This window comes from Stenotrophomonas sp. RS-48, assembly GCF_030053245.1.
Taxonomy (GTDB): Bacteria; Pseudomonadota; Gammaproteobacteria; order Xanthomonadales; family Xanthomonadaceae; genus Stenotrophomonas; species Stenotrophomonas maltophilia_P.
In genome coordinates, this window is the sequence record NZ_JASGBV010000094.1 from 1 (window position 1) to 25494 (window position 25494).

General features: G+C 66.7%; 19 protein-coding genes and 1 pseudogene. 7 read left to right on the forward strand and 13 right to left on the reverse strand.

Annotated features, from left to right (window positions below; genetic code table 11):
* Both QMZ25_RS16410 and QMZ25_RS16415 read right to left on the reverse strand, forming a co-directional pair.
* Positions 1 to 547, reverse strand: a pseudogene (locus QMZ25_RS16410) (hypothetical protein); the annotation flags it as partial.
* Between the two features lie 10 nt (positions 548 to 557).
* The gene (locus QMZ25_RS16415; RefSeq protein ID WP_065175480.1) at positions 558 to 1157 is read right to left on the reverse strand and encodes an NfuA family Fe-S biogenesis protein; all 600 of its coding nucleotides are present in this window, start codon (positions 1155 to 1157) and stop codon (positions 558 to 560) included.
* A 90-nt stretch (positions 1158 to 1247) separates the two neighbouring features.
* On the opposite strand from QMZ25_RS16415, the gene QMZ25_RS16420 reads away from it, so the two are divergent.
* The 3 genes from QMZ25_RS16420 (at position 1248) to zupT (ending at position 2914) form a co-directional block, all read left to right on the forward strand.
* On the forward strand, positions 1248 to 1598 hold the full coding sequence (locus QMZ25_RS16420; RefSeq protein WP_053516899.1) for a 4a-hydroxytetrahydrobiopterin dehydratase: 351 nt from the start codon (positions 1248 to 1250) through the stop codon (positions 1596 to 1598).
* Positions 1595 to 2008 carry an energy transducer TonB gene (locus QMZ25_RS16425; protein WP_263175076.1) on the forward strand — a complete coding sequence of 138 codons (414 nt, stop codon included), beginning with the start codon at positions 1595 to 1597 and terminating at the stop codon, positions 2006 to 2008. The genes QMZ25_RS16420 and QMZ25_RS16425 overlap by 4 nt, the downstream gene beginning before the upstream one ends.
* A 96-nt stretch (positions 2009 to 2104) precedes the next feature.
* Positions 2105 to 2914 carry a zinc transporter ZupT gene (gene zupT / locus QMZ25_RS16430; protein WP_111186415.1) on the forward strand — a complete coding sequence of 270 codons (810 nt, stop codon included), beginning with the start codon at positions 2105 to 2107 and terminating at the stop codon, positions 2912 to 2914.
* Positions 2915 to 3287: 373 nt separating this feature from the next.
* Here zupT and QMZ25_RS16435 read toward each other — a convergent pair whose 3' ends face one another.
* Positions 3288 to 4262 carry an RluA family pseudouridine synthase gene (locus QMZ25_RS16435; protein WP_283219954.1) on the reverse strand — a complete coding sequence of 325 codons (975 nt, stop codon included), beginning with the start codon at positions 4260 to 4262 and terminating at the stop codon, positions 3288 to 3290.
* Positions 4263 to 4670: 408 nt separating this feature from the next.
* Between QMZ25_RS16435 and rne the strand changes: the two genes are divergently transcribed.
* Positions 4671 to 7901 carry a ribonuclease E gene (gene rne, locus QMZ25_RS16440; RefSeq protein ID WP_283219955.1) on the forward strand — a complete coding sequence of 1077 codons (3231 nt, stop codon included), beginning with the start codon at positions 4671 to 4673 and terminating at the stop codon, positions 7899 to 7901.
* Positions 7902 to 8012: 111 nt separating this feature from the next.
* Here rne and QMZ25_RS16445 read toward each other — a convergent pair whose 3' ends face one another.
* The 10 genes from QMZ25_RS16445 to QMZ25_RS16490 all read right to left on the reverse strand — a co-directional run bounded on the left by QMZ25_RS16445 (position 8013) and on the right by QMZ25_RS16490 (position 21796).
* Positions 8013 to 8897 carry an endonuclease/exonuclease/phosphatase family protein gene (locus tag QMZ25_RS16445; RefSeq protein ID WP_283219956.1) on the reverse strand — a complete coding sequence of 295 codons (885 nt, stop codon included), beginning with the start codon at positions 8895 to 8897 and terminating at the stop codon, positions 8013 to 8015.
* A 2-nt stretch (positions 8898 to 8899) separates the two neighbouring features.
* Entirely contained in the window at positions 8900 to 12067 is a 3168-nt protein-coding gene (locus tag QMZ25_RS16450) for a discoidin domain-containing protein (protein ID WP_283219957.1), read from the reverse strand.
* Complete coding sequence (locus QMZ25_RS16455; protein ID WP_283219958.1) at positions 12064 to 12900, reverse strand: carbohydrate ABC transporter permease; 837 nt, start codon at positions 12898 to 12900, stop codon at positions 12064 to 12066. The genes QMZ25_RS16450 and QMZ25_RS16455 overlap by 4 nt, the downstream gene beginning before the upstream one ends.
* Positions 12897 to 13778 carry a sugar ABC transporter permease gene (locus QMZ25_RS16460; RefSeq protein ID WP_065175483.1) on the reverse strand — a complete coding sequence of 294 codons (882 nt, stop codon included), beginning with the start codon at positions 13776 to 13778 and terminating at the stop codon, positions 12897 to 12899. The genes QMZ25_RS16455 and QMZ25_RS16460 overlap by 4 nt, the downstream gene beginning before the upstream one ends.
* Positions 13775 to 15118, reverse strand: coding sequence for a sugar ABC transporter substrate-binding protein (locus QMZ25_RS16465; protein WP_081279749.1), 1344 nt, complete (start codon positions 15116 to 15118; stop codon positions 13775 to 13777). The genes QMZ25_RS16460 and QMZ25_RS16465 overlap by 4 nt, the downstream gene beginning before the upstream one ends.
* A 4-nt stretch (positions 15119 to 15122) precedes the next feature.
* Positions 15123 to 16727, reverse strand: coding sequence for a glucoamylase family protein (locus tag QMZ25_RS16470; RefSeq protein WP_053516886.1), 1605 nt, complete (start codon positions 16725 to 16727; stop codon positions 15123 to 15125).
* A 177-nt stretch (positions 16728 to 16904) separates the two neighbouring features.
* Positions 16905 to 19961: a TonB-dependent receptor gene (locus QMZ25_RS16475; protein WP_053516885.1), complete on the reverse strand. Its 3057-nt coding sequence runs from the start codon at positions 19959 to 19961 to the stop codon at positions 16905 to 16907.
* Positions 19962 to 20038: 77 nt separating this feature from the next.
* Positions 20039 to 21076, reverse strand: coding sequence for a LacI family DNA-binding transcriptional regulator (locus QMZ25_RS16480; protein ID WP_053516884.1), 1038 nt, complete (start codon positions 21074 to 21076; stop codon positions 20039 to 20041).
* Between the two features lie 148 nt (positions 21077 to 21224).
* Positions 21225 to 21500, reverse strand: coding sequence for a BolA family protein (locus tag QMZ25_RS16485; protein ID WP_065181947.1), 276 nt, complete (start codon positions 21498 to 21500; stop codon positions 21225 to 21227).
* The gene (locus QMZ25_RS16490; RefSeq protein ID WP_053516934.1) at positions 21497 to 21796 is read right to left on the reverse strand and encodes a YciI family protein; all 300 of its coding nucleotides are present in this window, start codon (positions 21794 to 21796) and stop codon (positions 21497 to 21499) included. Before QMZ25_RS16490 ends, QMZ25_RS16485 begins: the two co-directional genes overlap by 4 nt.
* A 359-nt stretch (positions 21797 to 22155) precedes the next feature.
* On the opposite strand from QMZ25_RS16490, the gene QMZ25_RS16495 reads away from it, so the two are divergent.
* The 3 genes from QMZ25_RS16495 to QMZ25_RS16505 form a co-directional block, all read left to right on the forward strand.
* Positions 22156 to 23061: a ScpA family protein gene (locus QMZ25_RS16495; RefSeq protein WP_053516881.1), complete on the forward strand. Its 906-nt coding sequence runs from the start codon at positions 22156 to 22158 to the stop codon at positions 23059 to 23061.
* A 13-nt stretch (positions 23062 to 23074) separates the two neighbouring features.
* Positions 23075 to 23947: an SMC-Scp complex subunit ScpB gene (gene scpB / locus QMZ25_RS16500; protein WP_053516880.1), complete on the forward strand. Its 873-nt coding sequence runs from the start codon at positions 23075 to 23077 to the stop codon at positions 23945 to 23947.
* On the forward strand, positions 23940 to 25494 hold a 1555-nt coding region (locus QMZ25_RS16505; RefSeq protein WP_283219959.1), incomplete at its 3' end, for a pseudouridine synthase. The genes scpB and QMZ25_RS16505, both read left to right, overlap by 8 nt.

The window sequence follows — 25494 nt, forward strand, 5'->3', positions numbered from 1 at the left end:
CGACCGGTCGCGGCTGCGGCGCAGTTGCCGATCCTGCCGCGTCTCCTGCAGCCGTGCGGCCGGCTGCAGCTGCTGCAGCCGATTCGGCGCCGGGCTGGTCGCCTCCGCCCTCCTGGCTGGCGCGGCCGACAAACTCGATCTGCACGCGCTCACCGTCGGATCCCTGCTCGGCAGGCACCGAGGTGCGGATCACCGCCACCCACAGCAGCAGCAGGAAGAACAGCAGGTGCAGCAATGCACTGGCGACGGCCGACGTCCAGCGCATCCAGCGCTGGTCACGCGGCGCCGGCTCCCAGTCCTGCCACAACAGGCGCCGCAGCGCCTGCCAGCGGGGCAGCGCCGGCAGCGTCCCGGGGCGTCCCGGCAGAGGCCTGGGCAGCAGCACCGCGATCACCTCGCGGGCATGGAACGGGCGTGGCAACGGGCTCAGCGAGCGCAGCCACAGCGCCCAGCCATAAGGCAGGCGCGTGTTCTTCTCCAGGATGATCGGTTGCTGCTGGCGCGCCAGCAGCAGGTCGATGAGTTGCTCGGCTCTGGGCAGCGGCACGCGTCGGCGATCAGGCGGCGTTGCCGCGCGGGATGTACGGTGCGTGGCCGCTGTCGTGGTCGGTCGCGTCGCGCACTGCGGTCACGCCGGGCACCCGGCCCATCAAGGTCTTTTCGATGCCCTGCTTGAGGGTCACATCGGCCATGCCACAGCCCTGGCAGCCACCACCGAAACGCAGCAGCACCACGCCCTCGGCCGAGACTTCCTGCACTGCGACCTTGCCGCCATGGGAGGCGAGCTGTGGATTGATTTCATTCTCCACCACCCAGTGCACACGCTCGACCAGCGACGCGGCCTCCCCGGGCGCTTCGCCCTTGATGCGCGGCGCCTTGATGGTCAACTGCTGGGCACCTGCCGCGCCGGCCACGATGTCGATCTCCGCGCCATCGAGCCAGCCGACGCTGCCGGCGTCGACATACAGGGTGAACCCGTCGCAGTCCACGGCCCACTCGTCGCCGTGCAGGTCCGAGGGTTCGGCGAATTCCAGCCGCGCATCGGCACGCGGAGTGCCGGGATCAACCGCGCTCAGGCGTACGCCCATGCCGGGCGCGCCCTCGCGTTCGATCAGCTTGCGGAAATGGGTCTGGGCAGTGTCGGAGATCTGGATCATCAGGCTATTCTAGCCAAGTAAGTGTCAACCGCTCATTCGGTTTATACACCGTCCGGCGCATTGTTCAGTCAACACGAGGTGGAGATTCCCATGGCCGACCTGATTCCACTGGCCCAGGCCCGTTGCGTGCCGCGCAAAGGCAGCGACCACAAGCTGGGCGAGGCCCGCCTGGCCGAGCTGCTGCCGCAGATTCCCGGCTGGGAACTGGCCGAAGGCGGCCAGGCGCTGCTGCGCACCTTCCGCTTCAAGGACTACTACGCCACCATGGCCTTTGTGAATGCACTGGCCTGGATCGCCCACCACGAGGATCACCACCCGGACCTGGGCGTGCACTACGACCGCGCCGTGGTGCGCTATTCGACCCACGACGTCGGCGGCCTGAGCGAGAACGACTTCATCTGCGCGGCCAAGACATCGGCCCTCACGGAGCAACTGCCATGAATGTGCGAGTGCTGAGCCTGTCCCTGATCGCTGTGACCGGCCTCGCCGGCTGTGGCGCCTCCGAGCCGTCGCCGCCCGTGCCGCCGCCGACCGAGGTGGCTGCGGTGAAGACGCCGCCGCCGCAGTACCCGCTCGAGCTGGCCTGTACCGGTGCGGGCGGCACCAGCACCTTCAAGGTGACCATCGGCACCGACGGCAAGCCCAGCGAAGTGACCCTGCTGAGCGGCGCGGGCAACCCGCAGCTGGATGAGCTGGCCAGGAATGCCGTGCAGGGCTGGCAGTTCAAGGCCGCCACCCGCAATGGCCAGGCCGTGCCCGCCACCATCCAGGTGCCGGTCAGCTTCAACCCGCCGCAGCCAAAGCCGGACCAATGTTTCGCGGTGGAAGAGCGCCTGCGCCGCGGCGGCTGACCGCACACCATGACGAGGCCAGCCGACGCCCGCCTCGCCCTTGCCGCCCCGGCAGTGCCCGGGGCGGTTGTCTGTTGACCAGGACCGCGTCGGTACATGCTGCAGATCCCCCCCGAAAACATCTGGATCGCGCTGGCGGTCACCCTCGCGGCCGGCCTGGCGACCGCCATCGGCAGCCTGCTGGTGCTGTTCTCGCGCCGCCCCAACCCGCGCCTGCTGGCGTTCGGCCTGGCCTTCGCCGGCGGCGCGATGGTCTACGTGTCGCTGTCGGAGATCCTCAACAAGTCCATCGCGTCGTTCGCCCTGGCCTATGGCGAGCGCACCGGCTTCACCTACGGCACGCTGGCGTTCCTGGCCGGTGTGATCGTTATCGTGCTGATCGATCACTTCATTCCCAATCCGCACGACAGCCTGGACAAGCAGGACCCTGCGTTCCGCGAGAACAGCCGCGAGTACCTGAAGCGGGTCGCGCTGCTGACCTCGGTGGCGATCACCGCACACAATTTCCCGGAAGGGCTGGCGACCTTCTTCGCTACGCTGGAAAGCCCGTCGGTGGGCATGCCGCTGGCCTTCGCCATCGCCATCCACAACATTCCCGAGGGCATCGCAATCGCGGTCCCGGTGTACTTCGCCACCCAGAACAAGCTCTATGCGTTCGGCGCCAGCCTGCTGTCGGGCCTGGCCGAGCCGGTGGGGGCCATGCTGGGCTACTGGCTGCTGTCCGGATCGCTGTCGCACGCCACGTTCGGCTGGGTGTTCGGCCTGATCGCCGGCGTGATGGTGTTCTTGGCCCTGGATGAACTGCTGCCGGCGGCCAAGCGCTACGCCAAGGGTCACGAAACGGTGTACGGCCTGGTTGCAGGCATGGGAACGCTGGCGGTCAGCCTGGTGCTGTTCAAGTGGTGAGCGGGTTGCGACCAACGGGCTGAGCCCCCTCGCGGCTGGCGGAGCGAGATCCCGGGGTTGGACCAGGCTCTGACAGGCTATAGGCGCGCGCCAGCCGCGCGATGAAAGAATGAAAAAGCGAAGCCCGCGCTGCGCGCGTCAGTCGAGCGTGGCTCGACTGTACAAGGGCTGCGTGCGGGTATGGGTCTACGCTGCGGCTGTCAGGTCCGCCTTGTAGCGAGCCGAGGAGCGCAGGGCACCGGCGCGCAGCGCCGGCGCGGATGGCGGCGTGTTTCTTTGGCTACTTTCTTTGCACGAGCAAAGAAAGTGACAAGCCCACTCATCGCAGGGAAGCGACGGTGCCGACCAAGCGCCCGGCGCCGCCGAACCGCCGTCAGCGCAAGCGGTCCAGCGCCTCGACCAACTCATCCGCCAGCGGAGCGTTCAGCACGTAGGGGGTCTTGCCGTCGTCCAGCGCGAACTCCAGCGAGGCCGCGTGCAGGAACAACCGCTTCAGGCCGATCTGCTCACGAAGCCGCTTGTTCACCGCAGGATCGCCGTACTTGTCGTCACCGGCCACCGCATGCCCCAGATGCTGGGCGTGCACCCGGATCTGATGGGTCCGGCCGGTCTCGATGCGCACCTCGCAATAGGAATGGCCCCCACGCCGCTCCAGCACGCGGAAATGACTGATCGATTCCTTGCCGATCGCATTGACCTGGACATGTCGCTCACCGCCCTGGCGCAGGCCCACGTGCAGCGGCGCGTCCACCGTCATCACCCCGTCGGGCATGCGTCCGGTCAGCAGGGTCAGGTAACGCTTGCGGATGCCGGCGCCATGGTCTTCACGCAGCAGCGCCTGCAGCTCGCTCAGCGCCGAGCGCTTCTTGGCCACCACCAGCAGGCCCGACGTATCGCGGTCGAGACGGTGGACCAGTTCCAGCGTCTGGCCCGGGCGCAGGGCGCGCAGGGTCTCGATGGCGCCGAAGCTGATCCCGCTGCCGCCATGACTGGCCACGCCCGAGGGTTTGTTCAGCGCCAGCAGCCGTGCGTCCTCGAAGACGATGGCCTGTTCCAGACGGCGCATGAACGACTCGGGAGGACCAGCCTTGTCTCCCTCCTCGGTGAGACGGACCGGCGGCACCCGCACCTCGTCGCCCGCCTCCAGCTTGCGCTCGGCCTTGGCGCGGCCGCCATTGACCCGCACCTGCCCGCTGCGCACCAGCTTGTAGACCAGGCTGCGCGGGGCCCCTTTCAGCTGGCCGAGCAGGAAATTATCCAGGCGCTGGCCGGCGCGGTCGGCGGGAACGGTGATCATGCGCACGGATGGCTTGTTGCCAGCTGGCTTGGTGGGGTCTTGGGCGGTCATCAGGCTGTTTATTCTGTTACACTCGGGGGGCGAGATAAGGGATTGATTTCGTTGGAAGTTACTCAGGGCCAGAAGCCCAGCTTCCGACGAATCCGGCACAGTGCGCGACCACCGCCCGCGGGGCGGCCATGTTAGCGGCTCACCGGCCTTCCCGGCCATCGCCGGATGCCTGACACGCAACCGTGCTGAACATGTCCCGCGTGGCGCTCCAGCCTGGCTGACAGCTGCCTGCGGCCCTGCAACACCCCAAAAACCATATGAGTGAAGCGCTCCCGCGGCCTGCCGTGGTGTCGTAGCGCTGGAAACCCAAGCCCCCCTCCCCGCGCTTGCGCGAATGGGGGGCGAGCCGTATCCAGAGGCGAAACCCCATGGCGTTCCGCGCGGTAGCCGCTTGCGAGGAACGCAACAATGAAGCGAATGCTGATCAACGCCACGCAGGCTGAAGAGCTGCGTGTTGCCATCGTGGATGGCCAGTCGTTGTATGACATCGACATCGAGCAGCCGTCGAAGGAACAGAAGAAGTCCAACATCTACAAGGGCCGGATCTTCCGCATCGAGCCCTCGCTGGAAGCCGCCTTCGTCGAATATGGCGGTGGCCGCCATGGCTTCCTGCCGCTGAAGGAAATCTCCCGCGACTACTTCCAGGCCGGTGTCGACCACAACAAGGCCGGCATCCGCGAGCTGCTCAAGGAAGGCCAGGAAGTGGTGGTCCAGGTCGACAAGGAAGAGCGTGGCAACAAGGGCGCCGCCCTGACCACGTTCATCTCCCTGGCCGGCCGCTACATGGTGCTGATGCCGAACTCGCCAAGTGCCGGCGGCGTCTCGCGCCGCATCGAGGGCGAAGACCGGGCTGCCCTGAAGGACGCACTGGACAAGCTGAACATTCCCGACGACATGGGCGTGATCATCCGTACCGCCGGCGTCGGCCGCGATGCGGAAGAGCTGCAGTGGGATCTGGACTACCTGCTCAGCGTCTGGCGGGCGATCGCCGAGGCGGCGCTGAGCAAGCCGGCCCCGTTCCTGATCTACCAGGAATCGCGCCTGATCGTGCGCGCCCTGCGTGACTACCTGCGCGCCGACATCGGCGAGATCCTGGTGGACACCGAGGAGATGTACGAGCACGCCAAGGAGTTCATGCAGCAGGTGATGCCGCAGACCCTGCGCAAGCTCAAGCATTACAAGGACGACATCCCGCTGTTCAACCGCTTCCAGATCGAATCGCAGATCGAAGGCGCCTACGAGCGCAACGTGCGCCTGCCGTCGGGCGGCTCGATCGTGGTCGACCAGACCGAAGCACTGACCGCCGTCGACGTGAACTCCTCGCGCGCGACCAAGGGCAGCGACATCGAGGACACCGCCTTCCAGACCAATCTGGAAGCGGCCGAGGAAGTGGCCCGCCAGCTGCGCCTGCGCGATCTGGGCGGCCTGGTGGTGATCGACTTCATCGACATGTCCTCCAACAAGCATCAGCGCGAGGTCGAGAACCGCCTGGCCAACGCGCTGAAGTACGACCGCGCACGTGTTCAGGTCGGCCGCATCTCGCGCTTCGGCCTGCTGGAAATGAGCCGCCAGCGCCTGCGCCCGAGCCTGGGCGAATCGAGCCAGATCGTCTGCCCGCGCTGTGATGGCCACGGCCGCATGCGCAGCGTCGAGTCGCTGTCGCTGTCGATCATCCGCGTGGCCGAAGAGCACGCGATGAAGGAGAACACCGGGCAGGTGCTGGTGCAGGCGCCGGTGGAGATCGCCAATTACCTGCTGAACGAGAAGCGCAGCGCGCTGCGCGAAATCGAACAGCGCCATGAAGCGCCGATCGTGATCGTCGCCGACGAGCAGCTGCATACCCCGCACTACACGGTCACCCGCCTGCGTGAGAACGAACTGGGCGAGGAAAGCAGCCGTCCGAGCTACCAGCGTGGCACTCCGCGCAAGCTGCCTGTGCACGCCCTCACCAAGGGCCAGCTGAACATCCCGCCGCCGGTGGTGACCCAGGTCAAGCACACCTCCCCCGCCCCGGTGCGTGAGGAAGTGGAGCCGGCTGCAGCGGCACCCGCGCCGGTGGTGGCCGCGCCCGCTGCCCCGTCGACCGGCGGTGGCGTGATCGGTTGGATCAAGCGCGTGTTCGGTGGCGAACCGGCACCCGCCCCCGCACCGCCGGCCGCCCGCCAGCCGCAGCAGGACGGTGGCCGCAGGGAGCGCAACAAGGATCGCAACAAGGACCGCAAGGACCGTCGCGACGACAATCGCGGCAACGGCAATGCGCAGCAGCAGAAGGAGGGCGGCAACCGCAAGGATCGCGGCGAACAGCGCAAGGACGGCCGTCAGGGTGGCAATGGCAACCCGAACGGCAACGGCCAGCCGCAGGGCAAGCAGAAGGACGGCCAGCAGCCGCAGCAGCAGAACAAGCCGCGCAACGAGCAGCAGGGCCAGAACCCGCAGCAGCAGCCGAAGCTCAAGCAGCCGAAGCAGCCACGTCCGCAGCAGGACGGCGACAAGCCGGCCGAGAAGCCGCAGCGTGGTGCCGCAGAAGCCCAGACCGACACGGCGACGGCGTCCGCTGCGGTGGCGGCCAGTGCCATCACCGCTGCTGCGGTGACCGCGCGGGAGGCTACGGCGCCGGTCGCGGCGGTGGCCGCACAGCCGCCGGTCGAAACCGCGGCGCCGGCCGAAGTCGCGCCTGTCACCGCCGTTGAAGGTGACGCCGCTGCCGTGACGGGCGAAGAGGCACCTGCCGACACCACGGGCGAGCAGGCCGGCGAAGGCGCGACCCGCCGTCGTCGTGGTCGTCGTGGTGGCCGCCGCCGCCGCCGTGGTGGCGCCGAGAATGCGGCCGGCACCGATCCGCTGGGCGAAGACCAGGATGACGGTGACGAAGGCGATGACGCCGACAGCACCGACAGCGCCGAGCCGCGTGTCGACCACGCTGCCGGGTCAGCACCGGTTGCAGCCACCCAGCCCGCCCGCTCGCAGCCGGAGTTCGACTTCGATGACGACGCCGAGCCGTCCATCGTCGAAGGCGAGAAGCCGGCCCGCGTTGCGGCCGCTGTCGCCGCCGCACCGGCCGCCGTGGTCAGCAGCACCGTGGTTGAAGCCGCCGCGCCGGTGACCGCCGCGCCTCCGGCACCGGTCGAGACCGCTGCCAAGGCAGAACCGGCGCCATCGCCGGTGCAGACCAGCATGCTCGACGCCATCGACGCCGCGACATCCGCACAGCCCGTGGCGGCGGCAACCCCGTCGGCGGACGCCGCACCGGTGATCGAAGCAACGCCGGTAGTGGCCGAAGCGGCCCCTGTGGTGGACGTGAAGCCGGTCGTGGTCGAGCCTGCACCCGTCGTGGAGTCGAAGCCGGAGGCTGTTGAAGCAGCGCCCGTGCCTGAAACCGCACCGGTGGCTGTTGAGGCGGCCCCGGTGGTTGAAGTGAAGCCGGTCGTCGAGCCTGTCGTGGTTGCCGAAGCCCCGGTCGCACCGGTGGCCGTGGAAGCCCCGCCGGTGGACGCCCCTGCGCCGGTCGCCGATGCCGTCGTGACGCCGCCCCTCGACCCGGTCGCGGATGGCCATGCCGATGCTGCCGCCCAGGCGGCCGAAGCCAAGGCTGACGAAGAGGACGACGAGGCCGCCAAGCGCACGCCGCCGGCCAACTGACCGCTCGTTGATCGGGTGACAGCAGAACGGCGGGGATCGATGATCCCCGCCGTTTCTGTTTGTGCATCGGGCTGTATCGTGCCGACCGGGGATAGGCCGCTGGGTCGTTGTTCAGGGTTTCGGCGCGAACTGCAATCGCGTCCAGACGCCGTAATGATCCGAAGCCCAGCGCCCGCTGTCATCCGGCTGGTCGAACAGAAGCCTGGCCTCCCGTGCAACCAGCTGATCCTGCTGGAAGAAGATGTGATCGATCCGCGAGGGCGCCTGGTAGTAATGCCGGTTGAGGGTGCTGACAGCCGCCAGGTCGGTGTTCACATGCACGCTGCCATAGCTGTCGCCATAGTGGCTGCGCAGCTCGCTCAGGTCACCCGCATCGACCAGTGCGTTGAAGTCGCCTGCGATCACCACCGGCGCGCCATCCGACGTTGCGGCGATGAAGCGCAACAGATCTTCCACCTGCGTCCGCCGGATGCGCTTGCCGCTTTCATCGCTGCGCTCATTGAGATGGGTTGCATAGAGGTTGACTGGCCGGCCCTCCACCTCGATGCGCAGGTGCGCCACGGTGCGGTAGTCGTCCAGCGGCAGCAGCAGGTGCTCGCCCTGGGCGAGGATCGGCTGTCGCGTCAACAGTGCGTTGCCGTAGCGCTTGGGCGCGCCGACCGGATCGGTGGACACGAACACGTATCGGTAGCCCAGCTGGCTGGCGAGCCATTGCGCCTGGTTGCGCACGTTGCGCCGCTGGATCACTTCCTGCAGCGCGATCGCATCAGGTTGCAGGCGCTTGAGTTCTGCCAGGATCGTACGACGCCGCCTGGGCCAGTCCTCGCGGTCGTGGTGCAGGTTGAAGGTGACCATGCCCATGCCAGGCGCGCGCGCGGCTGCGTCCCCATCGTCCGCCGGAGGTACGTCCGCCATCGCCGCGGCAGGCAGCGCCAGCGCGATCGCCATGCCCAGTGCGCACGCTGCCGCGCGCGCACGCCATGCCTTCCTACCCATGCTTACTGTCCCTTGCGCTCGGAGCGACGCACTGCCGCCGGCACTTCGATCTCGACGCGGGCCGGCAGTTCGTGCACATGCAGTTCGCGGTCGATCCATTCACCCGGCGCGCCATTGATGGTGGCGTCACCCGGTTCGCCCGCATAGGGCCACGGAAGCACGACGCCTCCAGCCGGTGGCACCAGGCCGGGCTGCACCTCCAGCACCAGCAGCTTGTCACTGCGCCGCAGCCGATAGTTCAACTGCCCCTGCGGCGTACGCAGGCCCTGCACCGCGATGCCCTCACCCTGCAGCCAGGCCGTTGGAACGCCGCCGGCCAGCACCAGTGACTCATCCATGTCGCGGCTATAGGCGAACATGTCCAGCGCCGAGCGCACGAAATCCGACGCGACCCATGCATGCGGCAGGTCGCCGACGAAGAACGGCTTGCGCGGTGTCCGCGAGACCACTTCCGCCCATTGGTTCCATGCCTGCGGGGCACGGTCCTTGAAGAAGAACTCGGTCGCCTGCCAGGCGCGGTCGCGCCAGCCCAGGCGCACGAAGGCGGCGACGTTGCGCCACTCATACGGCGTATAGTCCTTCCATTCGCGCTTGCCATCGCGACGCGCGACGAATTCCTTCCAGTAACGCTCGAAGGTTGCTTCCAGGGCCTGCTGCGGCAGCCGGCCCTGCTCGCCCCCGGGCGCCAGTGCGATGGTTGTCGATGTCGCGTCGAAATCGCCCAGCTCGGCCGAGCCCGGCAGGTAATCGATGTTGTGCTGCTGCATGGCCGACAGCAGCGATGCCTGCAGGTCGTCGCGGAACTGATCGCGTGACTCGGCGATCTGCATCGCCTCCACCTTTCCCAGTTGCGTCGCCAGCAGCGCAGCGTCCTTGTAGCCACGCAGCGCCCAGAAGTTGTCCCAGTACGAATGCATCGGCTTGGCCGAGTAACCTTCGTGGCTGATCGAGGCCGGCATCATCCCGTAGAAGGCCGGGTTGCGTGCACGGTTCTCCTCGGTGCGCTCGCTGGCACGCAGCTGCTCCATGTACTGGTAGGCCCCCTGCACATGCGGCCACATCAGTTCCATGAACGTGCTGTCGCCGGTGTAGCGGCCATACTCGGCGATGTTGTAGATCAACTCACCATGGCTGTCGTTCTCCGGCACCGGGTCGCTGCCACGTGCGTCGACGCAGCACGGCACCTTGCCATTCTCGAACTGGAACGGCGCATACCAGTTGAGGTAGTCACGCACCGCGTCGCTGCGGCCCATGCGCAGCAACCCTTCGGAGATCATCGCGCCGTCGCGGATCCAGCTGCGCGCATACGAGCGCGTGCCCGGCTGCAGGCTTGGCCCGACGCGCGAGATCAGCATGTGCGCTACCGCGGTGCGCAGCGTGTCGACCATCGGCTGGCCCGCCTTCGGAACCTGCAGCGACACCACGCCGAGCTTGGCACGCCACATGTCGGCAACCTGCTGCTGCGCCTTTGCCACGTCCACGTCCTGCGGCGCCCAGCCACCGGTCTGCGGCAGTACCACCGCCACTTCGCGGCTTTGCCCGGGTTCCAGGGTGATCGTGTACAGCAGCGCGCCCGACGCCATGCCGGTGCTGTCCTTCACCGTGGTCGTCGCCGGCAGCTTGCCCGAGGCGAGGTGCATGGCATCGAGCTTGCCGTCGAAAGAGGTGGCAAAACGCGCATCAGGTACCTGCAGCGGGTAGATGCGTGGCTCGCCATTGATGCGGACCAGCTGCTCGCCGACGTCGAGGCTGTCGATGCGGCTGAAGCCGCCGGTGGTGTTGAGGAACTGGGTTGGCGGATTGACCTGCCAGGGGCGGATGGCCAACGCCAGCGTGTACTCGTGGGCCACCTTGTCCGGATTGCTCAGGCGGTAGCGACCGATCAGCTGCGCACGCTCGGGCGTGCCCTGCACGAATCCGGTGACCGCCAGCCCCACCTTCTCATGCACCCAGTCGACATTGGCGATGGGCAGGTAGCGATCCTGCAGCGACTGGGTGATGGCCACATCACTCCAGGCGATCAGCTTGCCATCCAGGCGGACGAACGGCTCGATGCTGAAGCTGCCCTTGGCAGGCTCCAGCGCACCGTCTTCGCTGATCAGCGCCTGTTGCTGGCCGCCATCCAGACCCAGCAGGGTCCAGTACGGCTGTTCGCCCACGAACGCGCGCGGTACCGCACCGCGTGGGAGGTCAGCCGCAACCGACGACAGGAATGCATTGGGCGTGGATGCGAAGTCCAGCGGCTTAAGCGTGATGTCACGGATGCCATAGCGCCAGTTCGGACCTGCCTGCAGGTCGAAGCGCACATAGCGTGCATCGGTATCCGGCAGCGCCAGCCAGTCACGGCCACCGCCACCGGCGGTCACTTCGCGTGCCGTGCGCCAGTCGCGTCCGTCCACGGACGTGCGCACGGTGTAGCGGGTCGCCTGCAGGTCCGGCAGCCAGTCGATCACCGCGCCGCCGATCTCGCGGCTCTTGTGCAGGTCCAGGCTGATGGTCTGCTGCTTCACCCCACCGCTGATCCAGAAGGTATCGCTCTTGCCGTCCACCATCCGGTCCTGCAGCGCCGTGGCGGTGTCAGCAATCACCTCCGGCCGCAGCGGCGATTCGTCCCGTGCGGGCAGGCCCTGCAGGGTCAGTCTGTCGAAGCACACCGTGCCGCGTCCGCCGACCTTGCTGTAGATCGTGAACTCGACTGCGGCGCTGCGCGCCATTTCCTTCTCCTCCGACGGCCCCCACGCCTTGTCGATCTGCCGACGCCGGTACTCGACCGGCGTCCACGACCTGGGAAAACTGTAACCGGGGCGGTTGACCCACCACACGTTGTCACCGCTGGCGTCGATCAGCTTGAACTGCAGATCATTGGCCGGTGAATCACCGCGCAGCTGGAAGCCGAAGCGGTAGTTGACCGGATACTCGACCGTCAGCGCGCGACGGATGCCGACGTAGCCCGATACGTTGTGGAAGTCGTAATCCAGGCACAGCGCGCGGCCGCCACCCGCGCCGCTGACCGGGCGCAGCGAGCCGCTGACCTGGTCGGACAGCACCAGCCTCCAGGCACTGACATCGTCGAAGTCGTCCAGCACCTTCGGCGCCGGCAGCGCCGGAGGGGCGGCGATCGCCAGGGAGGTCCACAACAGGCCCAGTCCAACGGCGATCGCACCCTTCATCCCTTCACGCTCCCCAGCAACAATCCTTGGATGTAGTACCGCTGCAGCACCAGGAACAGTGCCAGCACCGGAACCACGGTAACCACCGCGCCGGCCATCATCATTTCCACGTCCATGATGTGTTCGCGCGAGAGGGTGGCCAGGGCCACCGGCAAAGTGTAGTGCTCCTGATCGGTCAACACGATCAGCGGCCACATGAAATCGTTCCATGCGCCCATGAAGGTGAAGATCGCCAGGGTCACCAGCACCGGCTTGAGCATCGGCAGCACGATCTGGAAGAAGATGCGCAGCTCCCCTGCCCCGTCGATGCGCGCGGCCTCCAGCAGTTCGTCCGGGATCGACCGCGCGTACTGCCGCACCAGGAAGATGCCGAACACGCTCGCCAGCGCCGGCACGATCACGCCACCGAAGCTGTTGACCAGCCCCAGCTGCTTCATCAGCAGGAACAGCGGCAGCATCGCCACCTGGGCGGGAATGACCAGCGCCGCCATCAACACCTGGAACAGGCGATCACGGCCAACGAAATTCAGCTTGGCGAACGCATAGCCGGCCATCGTATTGAGCAGCAGCGAACCCAGCGTGATCGCCAGCGACACCAGCAGGCTGTTGGCGAAATTGCCGCCCATGCCGGTACGCGCGAACAGCTCGTGGTAGTTGTGGGTGGTCACCTGCGAGGGCAACAGCGGAGGCGGGAAATGGCTGGCCTCGCCCTGCGGCATGAACGAGACCGAGACCATCCACAGCAGCGGCGCCAGGCTGACCAGGGCCAGCACCAGCAACGCGCCGTTGATCCACCACGGATGCCAGCGCGACTGGCCGATTTCACGACTCATACCAACTGCCTCCTGCGGCCAAAGCGCAGCATCACGGTGGTCACCGCCAGGATGATCAGGAACAGCAGGAATGCCACCGCGGAGGCGCGTCCCAGGTTCCACCACTTGAAGCCTTCCTCGAACATGAAATACAGCACGCTGACCGTGCTCTGCAGCGGGTCGCCACGCGTCATCACGTAAGGCTCGGCGAACAGCTGGAAGTAGCCGGAGACGGTGATCACTCCGACCACAAGCAGCACCGGGCCGAGCATGGGCAGGGTGATGTGCAGGAACTGCTTCCAGCGCGAGGCACCGTCGATCCGCGCCGCTTCGTACAGATCATGCGGGATCGCCTGCAGGCCGGCCAGGAAGATCACCATGTTGTAGCCGAAGTTCTTCCACACCGCGAACAGCATGATGGTGGGCATCGCCCAGTTCGGATCGCCCAGCCAGTCGATCGGGCTGATGCCCAGATGGCCCAGGCCGTAGTTGACCAGGCCATAGCTGGTATGGAACAGGTAGCGCCAGATCACCGCCACCGCCACCAGCGTGGTCACCACCGGCGCGAACAGCGCGGTGCGGAACAGCGCCTTGAAACGCGCGGCAGGCGCGTTCAGCAGCATCGCCGCGCCCAGTGACACACCGATCGACAGCGGCACACCGATCAGCACGAAGTAGCTGGTGTTCCACAGCGACTTCCAGAACATCGGCGTCTGCAGCAGGTCGATGTAGTTGCCGAGGCCGACGAAACGCAGGTTGCTGCTGTCGGCCAATGCGTACAGGTCGAAGTCGGTGACGCTGAGCGCCAGCGCCGAGGCGACCGGCAGGCCGAAGAACACCCCCAGCACGATCAGCGATGGGCCTGCGAAGATCCATCCGGCCAGCGAAGTTCGTTTCATTGCGCGCTCCCATCGGCCAGGGTGCTGCTTGAACGCGTCGGCGATGGCGCGCGCTCCTGCAGGCGTTGTTGTTCATGCATCCAGCGACGCTTGGCCAGCACCTTGTCCACGCGCTGGTCCAGCTCGGCCACGGCGTCGTCCTGAGGCATCCCGCCGCGCACCACCTTTTCGGTGACGATGCGCATTTCCTGCACGATGCGCTCCCACTCAAGCACCTTCGGCGTCGGCCTGACCCGCTCCAGCTGGTCGCGGAACGCCGCCGCCAGCGGATCACCGGCCAGGGACGGTGCATCCCAGGCACTGCGACGCGGCGGCAGATCACCGATGATCGAATGGAAACGGGCCTGGATTTCCGGGCGCGACAGGAACTCGATCAGCTTCCAGGAGGCTTGCTTCTGCTGCGATTTGCGGAAGATCACCAGGCTGGTACCGCCGGCGATGCCCGCACCGGGGCCATCCGGGCCCGGCAACGCCGCGGTGCCCCACTGCCCTTCCAGCGCCTTCGGCTGCAGCTTCTTGAACTCGCGGATGTTCCAGGGGCCGGAGATGTAGAACACGTTGAAGCCGCGGAAGAATTCATCCCAGACATTGGAGATCTGCGTCTCGGACATCTTCGGCGCCCAGCCCTGCTCGAACATGTTGGCGTAGAAAGCCAGCGTGCGGCGGAAGCCCGGGCTTGAGAAGTTGCCACGGGTATCGTCGTCGCGCAGCAGCGGATCGGGTTGCTGCAGCGCCAGTGACAGCTGCTGCTCGAACTCGTTGATCGGCATCAGCACGGCATAGCGGTTCGGGCCCTGCATGCGCTTGATCGCCGCCATCTGTTCGTTCCACTCCTGCCAGGTCCGCGGCGGATGGTCGTATCCGGCCTTGGCCAGCAGGTCCTTGCGGTAATAGATCAGGCGGGTATCGACGTACCACGGCACGCCCACCAGCTCGCCATGGATCACGTTGGTATCCCAGATGCCCTGGAAGTAATCCTTCGGGTCGACCACCGCCGAGCGCTGCACGAACGGTTGCAGCGGCGTCAGCGCATCGAGCTCGGCGAACTCGGGAACCCAGGTGTTGCCCAGCTGACAGACATCGGGCAGGCCATCGGCGGCGAACGCGGTGAGCAGCTTCTCGTGCGCCGCGGTCCATGGGATGTTCTGCACATCCACCTTGATGCCGGGATTCTCGGCCTCGAATTCGTGGATCAGCTCGCTGACCACTTCCGCTTCGCGCCCCATCGCCCAGAAGCGCACGGTGGTGGTGCCCGGTTCGGTACGGGCGCAGCCCGCCACGACCAGCGCGGCCAGGGCCGGCAGCGCCCAGCGGCGCATGCGATGGAGCCAGTTCTGCACAGCGTTACTTTCCCTGGCCTGTGGTGCGGTTGGCATTGTTCTTCTGTTCCTGTGCGGCGGCCGCGCGTGACTCGGCGATGCCGACCGCGCGCGCCGATGCAGCCTTCTCGTCCTTCTGCAGTTCCAGCGGCTGGAACGAGCCCTCGGGGGCCAGCCAGCCGCCGCTGAATCCGGCGCGCTCCAGCCCCTTGCGGATGTAGGGGTTCTTCTTCATGACTTCCCACACGAAGTCGTTGCGGTAGTTGGCGATCATGGTCAGGATCGGGCCTTGGTCGATGGCGATGTAGTCACTGGCGACCCAGCCACGGTCCGGCACCAGGCGCCCGGTCTTGATCGGAATGTCGTAGCTGAAGCTGGGATTGAACGAATCCAGGAAGCCGTAGCTGGAATAGATGTAATCGCCGAAGCGCTTGTGCATCTCCAGCGTGGCCGGAATGACCTGCTCCGGGGCGAACACGATCGAGGCCACGGCCGCGGTCGGCGCGATGGTGCCGTCGTCGAAGTTCTCGCGCAGGCCGGCGCCGCGCGAGGAGTAGTGGCGGAACTGGCGCTGCTCGCCGCGATATTCCTGGGTGGTGTTCTGCGGACCATCGCTGGCGGTCAGTCCCCACACGTTCTCACCGTACTCCTTCCACTGCATCGGGTTGGCGATGGCGTACTCGCGCTGGGCCAACGCGGCCGAGCGGCTGTTGAGGAAGTAGGTGCTGCCGCGCTCGCGCATGTAGGCATCCTGGATATCGCGGAAATCGATCCAGACATGGCTGTACTGGTGGCCGAACAGTGGCCCGAAGGACAGGTATTCCTGGCCCTGGTAGACGCCCCAGTCGTTGTCGTAGGTCCGGGTCCACACCGTCCATGCGTCGGGGCTGACCGGATGGGTGGGCGAGCCGAGGGCAAGGATGTACACCATCATCGCCTCGTTGTAGCCCATCCAGTCGTGGTCGATGAAGCCGCTTTCGGGGAACCAGCCCATCGAGATCAGCGGTGCGCGCTGCTGCAGCCACGGCCAGTCGATCTTCCTGTACAGGGTATCGGCAATCTGCCGGATTTCCTTCTCGCGCGGATCATCGCCGTCGTAATAGGACTGCGCGAACAGCACGCCCATCATCAGCAGCGCGGTATCCACCGACGACAGTTCGACCCAGCTGTCGTAGCGGCGGCCTTCCTGCATGTCCAGGAAGTGATAGTAGAAGCCCTTGTAGCCGGCTTTGCCGGTGCGCTGCGGGCCCATCGGCACGTCACGGAAGAACTTCAGCGTCGTCAGCGTGCGGTCAATCGCCTGGTTGCGGCTGACCCAGCCATTCTCGATGCCGATCGGATAGGCGGTGAGCGCGAAGCCGACCGAGGCGATGCTGGCGAACGGGCGTGACGGATAACGGTCCGGTGTCAGGCCGTTCACTTCATTGGTGGTGTCCCAGAAAAACTGGAAGGTGCGGCGTTCAATGTCATCGAACAGCGGCGGCAGTTCCGGCTTCATCGGCCGCGGCGGTGCGTCGGCCTCGATCAGGATCACCGGCGGCCGGGGTTTGGCGGGCTCCTGCTGGGCCGGCTTGCAGGCGGCGATGGCCAGGGTCATCGCTGCGGCGGACAACAGGTGGCGTGCCTGCATGGCGCGGTTCCTCCGGTGGACTGATCGATGGGAAAGCATAACGTCCAATGATCTGAAATCGTTTACAAACCACACATTTAAAAAAGCCACGGGAACGTGGCCTGACAGCGCGATCATCGCAGTTGCCGATGCCGCCGGCGAACCGGCGGCATCGACTCCTGCAGCAGGCATACCCGCTTAGAAGCGGAAGCCCACTTCCGCCTTGATCTGGCGGGGCGTACCGATGATGTCACCGGTCTCGTTGTAGCTGGCCTGCAGCTTGCCGTTGGTCTTGACGTAGTTGTAGGTGGAGAAGTTGTCGAAATCGAACACGTTGATGATGTCCAGGCGAGCGTACAGCTCGGTATCACCCGGCATCTTGAACGTCTTCGTCGCCTGCAGGTCGACCGAGCGGTAGCCGAAGATCTTGCCACCCACCAGGAACTTGCCGTTGGCGTTGGGCACGGCCGCCTGCGGGGTCGGCAGGGTGTAGCCGCTGGCCTGCGGCACGGGGTACCAGTCGTTGACGGCCGTCGGCGTTGCCAGGGTGATCTTGCCGCCGAAGGTGATGCCCCAGAAGCCCGCGTACGAACCGGTCACCACCAGGCGGTGACGGGGAGCGCCGTTGGAACGGATGGTCGGGTAATCGCCGATCAGGCCACGGTCGAAGGCGTACTTCTCGTTGATGTCGCGGTTGTGGCGGGCGGTGGTCCAGGTGTAGGCGATCGAGGTGCCCCAGCCGCTTTCCTTGGTGAACGGCTTCTGCGCCGACAGCAGGACCTGGGTGGCGCGGGTCTTGATGCCCTGCTGGCCGATGATCAGGCTGCCGAAGCCCGGCACGTTGCAGCTCCAGGCCTGGCTCAGGCCCGGCTCGGTACCGCCGCACAGGCGCGGATCATCGAAGAACTGGCCGGTCGGGTAACGGTTGCCCAGGGTGAAGGCGAAACCGTCGTAGCTCAGGGTGCGGGCGATGGTGGCATCGGTCAGCCAGTCACCGATCTGGTTGCTCATGCCCAGGCTGAACTGATCCGAGTACGGCGCCTTCAGCTTGTTGTTCAGCAGGTCGACCTCCAGGCCGGCGTTGCTGGTCGATCCCACCAGCGCCTGCAGGTTGCCGATGCCGTTGAGCAGGTTCGGATTCCAGTCGTAGCAGGCGGCCTGACCGTTGATGCAGGTCCCGGTGGCCGGGTTGCGGAAGTAGATGGTCGGCTGCGGCAGGGCCAGCTTGGTGGTCTCCAGCTGCAGGTTGTCGAACAGGTCGCGGTCGTAGGAACGGCCGGCACCACCGTGGATCACATGCTGCTCGTCGGCGTTGATGTCATACGAGAAGCCCAGGCGCGGCTGCCAGGCATCCTTGAATGCCTTGCGGTTGTGACCGTTGCTGATGTAGTCGCTGATGTCCAGGCCGCCCAGCGCCAGCGAATCGGCGTAGGTCTGACCGGCGGGTGCGCGCGGATCCTGCGAATAGATGGCATCGACCACCTGCTGCGGGGTCACGAAGTCCAGGTAGGACGGGGTCTTCTCGTAGTCCCAGCGCAGGCCGATGTTCAGCTGCAGGTGGTCATTGACCTGCCAGTCGTCCTGGATGAACACGCCGTACTGCTTGGACTTGGAGCGTACTTCGCCGGACACGCCCGACACGCCGGTCACCGGCTTGACGAACTGCGCCTTGTACGGAATGGAGTCCGGGAAGTCCGGATCACCCAGGGTGTAGGTGAAGGTCGGGTTGATCTGCGCCGCATCGGAAGCGTACAGGTCGATCTGCTTGTACTTCACGCCCATCTTGATGGTGTGGTCGCCCGCCCACTGGATGCCATCCAGGGTCAGGTTGTCTTCGATCGACCAGCCCTTCTGGCCCTTCACCTGCGAGTCCAGTGCCGAGGCGCCACCGATCTTCACGATCGTGCGGTCTTCAGGCCCGTCCGGCGCGGTGTAGGTGATGCCGTTGGCCAGGGTCAGCGGGGTCGGGTTGTTGAACGAATCTTCGTGGGTGACCATCAATTCGTTGTAGTAGCGCTCGCCGCTGTGGTTCCAGCGCAGCGCGTAACGACGGTCGGTATTGACCACTTCACGGCCGGCTTCCGGCGAGGTCTGGCCACTGAACTGCGACTGCGTTTCGTCGCGGTCCTGGAAGGTCAGCTCGATGCGATCGTTGTCGGTCGGCTCGAAGTCGATCTTGCCGAAGATCAGGTCCTGCTGGAACGGCTGGCTGGCCGGGCCGAGACCGGCGGCGCCGGCGGGCGGCAGCAGACCGGCGGCACCGGTGACCGCACCGTCCGGTGCGATGGTGACCGGCAGGTCGAAGCGCTTGGCTTCGTAGGTCACGAAGAAGTGGGCCTTGTCCTGGATGATCGGGCCGCCCAGCGCGAAGCCGTATTCCTTCTCGGCCGACACCTGCTTGTCCTTGCCGCCCTGGCGTTCGGCCGGGGTCTTGGCGCGCATGTCCTCGTCGGTGTAGCGATAGAACGCCTCACCCTTGAATTCGTTGGTGCCGGACTTGGTCGCGGCGGTCACCGCAGCGCTCGAGACCTGGCCGTACTCGGCCTTGTAGTTGCCGCTGATGACCTTGTATTCGCCAATGGCCAGCTGCGGGAAGGGGTTGCCGGCGCTGCCGGACTGGCCGGCCACACCGCCACCCTTGACGTAGCTCTTCTGGCCCACGCCATCGATGTACACGTTGGTGCCATCGGCATTGGTGGCGCCGCCGCGCAGCGAGGTGTTGCCCTTCGCATCACGGGTGAAGATCAGGCCCGGCACCGCATCGGCGAACTCCAGGAAGTTGCGCGACACCTGCGGAGTGGTCTGGATCTGCTGCAGGCTGACGGTCTTGCCGACTTCGGACGTGCGCACTTCCTGCAGCAGGGTCGGCGCGACGACGTTGACGGTGTCCAGGTTGGTGGCCGCGGTTGAACCCGGGGTACTGCTGGCAGCGCCAGCGAAGTTCAGGGTGGCGGTGGAGGCCACGGTCACGGTGACCTTCTGGGTCTGGCCGTTGGCCACCACGTCGTAGGTGCCCGGGTCCAGGCCCATCAGCGAGTAGCTGCCGTCGGCGCGGACGGTGCCGCGGCGCACGGTGCCGGTCGCAACGTTGGTGGCGGTGACCTCCGAACCGGCCTGTGCGCCGGCAACCTGGCCGCGCAGGCTGGCGTTGGCCGACTGCGCCAGGGCGTTCGGGGCGGCGGCCAGCATCAGGCAGCTGACCAGTGCGGTGCTCAGCAGCCGGCGCGCCGGCGTGCGGATAGTGGAATGCATCATCAACTCAATCTCCGGGTGGCGGCGACCGCGTGTGCGGTCCCCTGCGATCAATCAAAAAAGAAGGAACGCCTCCGGCTTCAACGGCCGGATGGCGGAGTGGTGGAATCGCGAACAACGAGACGGGGTACCAGGGTCTGCTTGTCCCCGGCCCCTTCCGTGGAGGTGCCGTCCATCAACTGCATCAGGCGCGTCATCGCCCGATCGCCGAGCTCGGCGATGCTGACCTGCATGGTGGTCAGCGACGGGTGAACGAAACGTGCCAGCGGAATGTCATCAAAACCCGCCAGGGCGACATCGGACGGAACATGGACGCCTGCCTGCGCGAAGGCGTACAGGCAGCCAAGTGCCATCATGTCGTTGGCGGCGAACACGGCATCGGGCAGCGTGCCGGCTGCCAACAACTCCTGACCGGCGCGATGGCCGGAAGCTTCGTCGAAATCACCGGGCAGCTCGATGCCTTCGGCGCTGCCGCCGGCAGCCGCCAGCGCGTCACGGAAGCCGCGCAGGCGCTCGCGCGCGTCGAAGTTGAGGTCCGGGCCAGAAATGAACGCGATGCGCCGGTGACCGGCATCGAGCAGATGACGGGTCATCGCCATTGCGCCCGCGTGGTCGTCGATGCTCAACACCGGATGATCCTGCCCAGGCAGGTAGGTGTTGATCAGTACGGTGGGCAGCGACTGCGGCAGGTTGTCGGTCAGGAAGCCGGGGCTCTCCGCATAGGGCGAGAGCACCAGCAGGCCATCGACACGCCCGCGCATGGCGCGCAGGGCAGCACCCTGCTGCTCCTGGTCGCCGTGGTAGCTGGACACCAGCAGATGCTGGCGGCGACTGCGGGCAACGCCGTCGATGCCGCGCATCAGCTCGGAGAAGAACTCGCCGTACAGGTCCGGCAGCACCACGCCGACCGTGTTGGTGCGGCGGCTGCTCAGGCTGCGGGCGGCGGCGTGCGGGGTGTAACGCAGCCGTGCAGCCACCTCCAGCACAAGCTGGCGGACCGGTTCGGCGACATTTTCATGCCCGTTGAGCGCGCGGGAAACCGTGGCCACGGAGACCCGGGCTTCGCGTGCGACATCCTTGATTGTAATGGCTGCCTTGTTCACGAAGCCGCCCTCCACGGCTTGGACCTACCAGCATTGGCGCGGAATGTAAGCGTTTCCATCTGGGCTTGTAAACTGTCCGTTAGACGAATGTCCTGAAATGGACATGGAAATCTGTCCCTGACGGTCCACGCACGGACCGGCAATGACAGTGCGGGACAAGGGCTCAGCCCTGTTCTGACGGTGCCAGCGCGCGGATGGACAGCGCGTGGATGTCGGTCTCCATCATCGCGCCCAACGCCGCGTATACCGCGCGGTGGCGGGCCAGCGGGCCGAGGCCGGTAAAGCGCTCGCTGACCACATGCACGTTGAAATGGCCACGGCCATCGCGCGCGCCAGCGTGGCCGGCATGACGATGACTGTCGTCCTCGATCTCGAGCACGCTCGGGGCCAGCGCCTGCTGCAGCGCATCACGGATTCGCTCGATCCGGTCCGCGTTCACGGCAGCACCTGGCGGAAGGGCCGCACCTGCACCCTTTCATAGACACCTGCGGCCACATAGGGGTCCGCATCGGCCCAGGCCTGCGCCTCCGGCAGCGACCCGAAGCGGGCGATCACCACCGAACCACTGAACCCCGCCGGGCCTGGATCTTCGCTGTCGATCGCCGGACAGGGCCCGGCCAGCAGCAGTCTCCCTTCATCACGCAGCGCGTGCAGCCGCGCCAGGTGTTCCGGCCGGGCCTGCAGCCGTTGCGTCAGCACGTCCTGGCCGTCATAGCCTTCAATCACATACCACACCGGCATTTCCTCGCTCGCGTTGTCGGGTCCGCCGATTCTAGCCAAAGCCCCCTCGCCCTGGCCGCGGCTGGACACTGGCGCGGCAAAGGCTTACCCTAGAGTCCATTGCACGTGGCTGGATGCAGCAACCCGTCGGTTTTTGCGGCCAACGCAGCCCCCGACGACCGACCTGCCGCTTCCGGGCAGGCCACGTAGACGACCTCCCCGTAGTCCCGTCGCTGCCGTCTCCTGCGGCGCGTCCTGCTGTTTGATATGTGTGGAATCGCGCCGAGACAGGCGCGCCTGGTGCCTTGGGGCCCGCGGTGCACGCGCGGCGCCGGGTGCCGCGACTGGTCCGTTGCAATCCTGATGTCCATTAGATGACTTCCGAACTCGCGCTCGACGCGAACCCGCCAACCCGGCCGCCCGCCCCCCAGCAGCAGGAAATGCCGCTGGCCGTCGTGCATGGGCAACCGGTCCTGCAGATCCCGCAGGACCTGTACATCCCGCCGGACGCACTGGAAGTCATCCTGGATGCCTTCGAAGGTCCGCTGGACCTGCTGCTGTACCTGATCCGCCGGCAGAACCTGGACGTGCTGGACATCCCCGTGGCCGAGATCACCCGGCAGTACGTGGAGTACATCACCGTGATGCGCGAGCTGCGCTTCGAACTGGCGGCCGAGTATCTGGTGATGGCAGCGATCCTGGCCGAGGTGAAGTCGCGCATGCTGCTGCCGCGCCCGGTCAGCGACGAAGGCGATGAAGCCGATCCGCGCGCCGAACTGGTGCGCCGGCTGCAGGAGTACGAACGTTTCAAGCAGGCGGCGGAGGACATCGATGCCCTGCCCCGCCAGGACCGGGACACCACGGTGGCCCATGCCTTCATGCCCGAACGCGCCACGGTGAAACTGCCGCCGCCGGTGGACCTGAAGGAGATGCTGCTGGCACTGCACGATGTGCTCAAGCGCGCCGAGCTGTTCAGCGGCCACGCGATCAAGCGCGAGGCGCTGAGCGTGAGGCAGCGCATGGGCGAAGTGCTCGGCCGCATGGAAGACGGCAGGTTCTACCGTTTTGAAAGCCTGTTCACTGCTGAAGAAGGCAAGCTGGGCGTGCTGGTCACCTTCCTGGCCGTGCTGGAACTGGCCAAGGAGCAACTGCTGGACATCGTCCAGGAGGAACCGCTGGCGGCGATCTACGTGAAGTCGCTGGCGGCCGGCAACACCAATGCCCCGCTGCAGTTCAGCAGCGAGTTCGACGACAACGACGCCGCCAACGAGAACGAGTGAGCGCTGCCTGCCGATGGATCAACCGCTGATCAACCGCATTGTCGAAGGTGCCCTGCTGGCCTCCAGCCAGCCGCTGACCCTGGCCCAGCTGAAGGACCTGTTCCCGGAGGAGGAACCCGCACCGCCGGGCAGCATCGAACGTGCGCTGGAGCACCTGCGCGAAGGCTGCGAAGGCCGCGGCGTGGAACTGGTCGAGGTCGCCTCCGGCTTCCGCTACCAGGTCACCGGCGAGGTGCATGGCTGGATCAGCCGGCTGTGGACCGAACGCAAGACCCGCTACACCCGTGCCACCCTGGAAACGCTGGCGCTGATCGCCTACCGGCAACCGATCACCCGCGGCGAGATCGAGCAGGTGCGCGGCGTCGCTGTCAGCAGCAACATCATCCAGGCACTGGAAGAACGCGAATGGATCCGCGTCGTCGGCCACCGCGACGTGCCCGGCAAGCCGGCACTGTTCGGCACCACCAAGGGCTTCCTGGATTACTTCGGCCTCAAGCGCCTGGATGAGCTGCCGCCGCTGTCGGAGTTGAAGGACCTGGGCGAGCTGGAACCACAGCTGGCCCTGGACCGCGATGCACCGGCCGCCGCCAGCGCCGACGGCCCCGACGTTTCGGCCGAGCCGGACGGGGCCGCCAATGATGATGCCGGCCTGGCCGGTGGCAACACCCCGTATTCCGCCGACGCAGTCCCTGCGGCGGCCACCGATGAGCAAGCACCTTCGCCCCTCGATGATGGGCACCCCGATTCCGCGCCGGGCGAGCGCGCGGTGCCAGTGAACGAACGCGAAGACAACGCCGTCGCGACGACGACCGTGGCTGTTGACCAAGCCGATTCCGAACCAGAGGCCGACCTCGAAACCGTCGGCCGGAGCAAAACTGATGAGTGACACCCCTCGCAAGCTGTCGTTGAACAAGCTCTCGCTCAAGCGCGAAGCCACCTCCGAACAGTTCAAGTTGGAAGAACGCCTGCACAAGGTCCTGGCCCAGGCTGGCCTTGGCTCGCGCCGCGCGCTGGAACAGCGCATCGCCGAAGGCCTGGTCAAGGTCAACGGTGAAGTTGCGCAGACCGGCATGTCGGTCAAGAGCGGCGACAAGATCGAACTGGACGGCCGCGGCTTCGTCGCCACGGCGCTGTCCGAACCCTCGCGCGTGCTGGTCTACAACAAGCCGGAAGGCGAAGTGACCACCCGCGAAGACCCCGAAGGCCGTCCGACCGTGTTCGAATCGCTGCCGCCGCTGAAGGGCGCGCGCTGGATCGCGATCGGTCGCCTCGACATCAACACCACCGGCCTGCTGCTGGCGACCACCGACGGTGAACTGGCCAACGCGATGATGCACCCGTCCTTCGAGGTCGAGCGCGAGTACGTGGTCCGCGTGCGTGCACCGGAAGGCCAGGAAAAGGTGGCCGATGCCATCGTCGACCGCCTTGCCCGTGGCGTCGCGCTGGAAGACGGCCCGGCCAAGTTCGACGAGATCGAACGCATCGGCGGTACCGATTCGCACGACTGGTTCCGCGTCGTGGTCAAGGAAGGCCGCAACCGCGAAGTGCGCCGCCTGTGGGAATCGCAGGGCTGCCAGGTCAGTCGCCTCAAGCGCACCCGCTACGGCCGGGTCAGCCTGCCGCGCGAACTGGCCCGTGGCCAGTCGGTCGAGCTGCCGAGCGCCCAGGTCGAAGCACTGCGTGCTGAACTGAAGCTGGAAGAAGGCGCTCCGTCGGCCCTCACCCTGCAGCCGGTGATCGGCCAGCGCCGCGCCGCCAAGACCACCGTGCGCGTGCGTGAAGGTGGCCGTGGCAACGCCTATGTCAATGGCCACAGCACGGCCGACGAAGGGCGCGAACTGCGCCGTTTCGACACCCTGCGCGAAGACCGTGGCCGTGGACGCAACGGCAAGGGGGGCGGCTTCAAGGGCGGCCTCACGGTCAGCGGCGAGGCCGCGGCCAAGCAGTCGCAGAAGCCGTTCAAGCAGCGCAAGCCGAAGAATGACCGTTCGCTGCCGGAAGGCAATCCGGCTGCGTTCCGCACCTGGTACGTGCCCGATGGCGTCAGCACCGGCCCGAGCGGCCACCGCAACGCCGGTCCGGGCGCGCGTGGTCCGGGCGGCGGCCAGGGCCGTCCTTATGGCAAGCCGAAGGGTCCGGGCGCCGCAGGCGGCCAGGGTCGCGGTGGCGCCGGTGGCCAGGGCCGTCCCGGCGCGGGCAACCGCAGCCAGGGCGCGCAGGGCAACAAGCATCCGTACGGGCATCCGGGCAACGCCCCGAGCTTCCCGTCCGACCACGCCAACCCGGGCTTCAATCCGTATGGCAGCCCGAAGCCGGCGCAGGGTGCCCGTCCGGGCAGCCGCGGTCCCGGCGGCGGCAACCGTGGCCCGGGTGGCCCCGGTGGCAATCGCGGCCCCGGCGGTCCGGGGGGCAACCGCGGTGCGGGCGGCCCCG

What these genes read in the sequence shown, in the direction of transcription:
- QMZ25_RS16415 (WP_065175480.1), bottom strand. Translation starts at nt 1,157, where the DNA reads ATGATCCAGATCTCCGACACTGCCCAGACCCATTTCCGCAAGCTGATC.
- QMZ25_RS16420 (WP_053516899.1), top strand. Translation starts at nt 1,248, where the DNA reads ATGGCCGACCTGATTCCACTGGCCCAGGCCCGTTGCGTGCCGCGCAAA.
- QMZ25_RS16425 (WP_263175076.1), top strand. Translation starts at nt 1,595, where the DNA reads ATGAATGTGCGAGTGCTGAGCCTGTCCCTGATCGCTGTGACCGGCCTC.
- zupT (WP_111186415.1), top strand. Translation starts at nt 2,105, where the DNA reads ATGCTGCAGATCCCCCCCGAAAACATCTGGATCGCGCTGGCGGTCACC.
- QMZ25_RS16435 (WP_283219954.1), bottom strand. Translation starts at nt 4,262, where the DNA reads ATGACCGCCCAAGACCCCACCAAGCCAGCTGGCAACAAGCCATCCGTG.
- rne (WP_283219955.1), top strand. Translation starts at nt 4,671, where the DNA reads ATGAAGCGAATGCTGATCAACGCCACGCAGGCTGAAGAGCTGCGTGTT.
- QMZ25_RS16445 (WP_283219956.1), bottom strand. Translation starts at nt 8,897, where the DNA reads ATGGGTAGGAAGGCATGGCGTGCGCGCGCGGCAGCGTGCGCACTGGGC.
- QMZ25_RS16450 (WP_283219957.1), bottom strand. Translation starts at nt 12,067, where the DNA reads ATGAAGGGTGCGATCGCCGTTGGACTGGGCCTGTTGTGGACCTCCCTG.
- QMZ25_RS16455 (WP_283219958.1), bottom strand. Translation starts at nt 12,900, where the DNA reads ATGAGTCGTGAAATCGGCCAGTCGCGCTGGCATCCGTGGTGGATCAAC.
- QMZ25_RS16460 (WP_065175483.1), bottom strand. Translation starts at nt 13,778, where the DNA reads ATGAAACGAACTTCGCTGGCCGGATGGATCTTCGCAGGCCCATCGCTG.
- QMZ25_RS16470 (WP_053516886.1), bottom strand. Translation starts at nt 16,727, where the DNA reads ATGCAGGCACGCCACCTGTTGTCCGCCGCAGCGATGACCCTGGCCATC.
- QMZ25_RS16475 (WP_053516885.1), bottom strand. Translation starts at nt 19,961, where the DNA reads ATGATGCATTCCACTATCCGCACGCCGGCGCGCCGGCTGCTGAGCACC.
- QMZ25_RS16495 (WP_053516881.1), top strand. Translation starts at nt 22,156, where the DNA reads ATGACTTCCGAACTCGCGCTCGACGCGAACCCGCCAACCCGGCCGCCC.
- scpB (WP_053516880.1), top strand. Translation starts at nt 23,075, where the DNA reads ATGGATCAACCGCTGATCAACCGCATTGTCGAAGGTGCCCTGCTGGCC.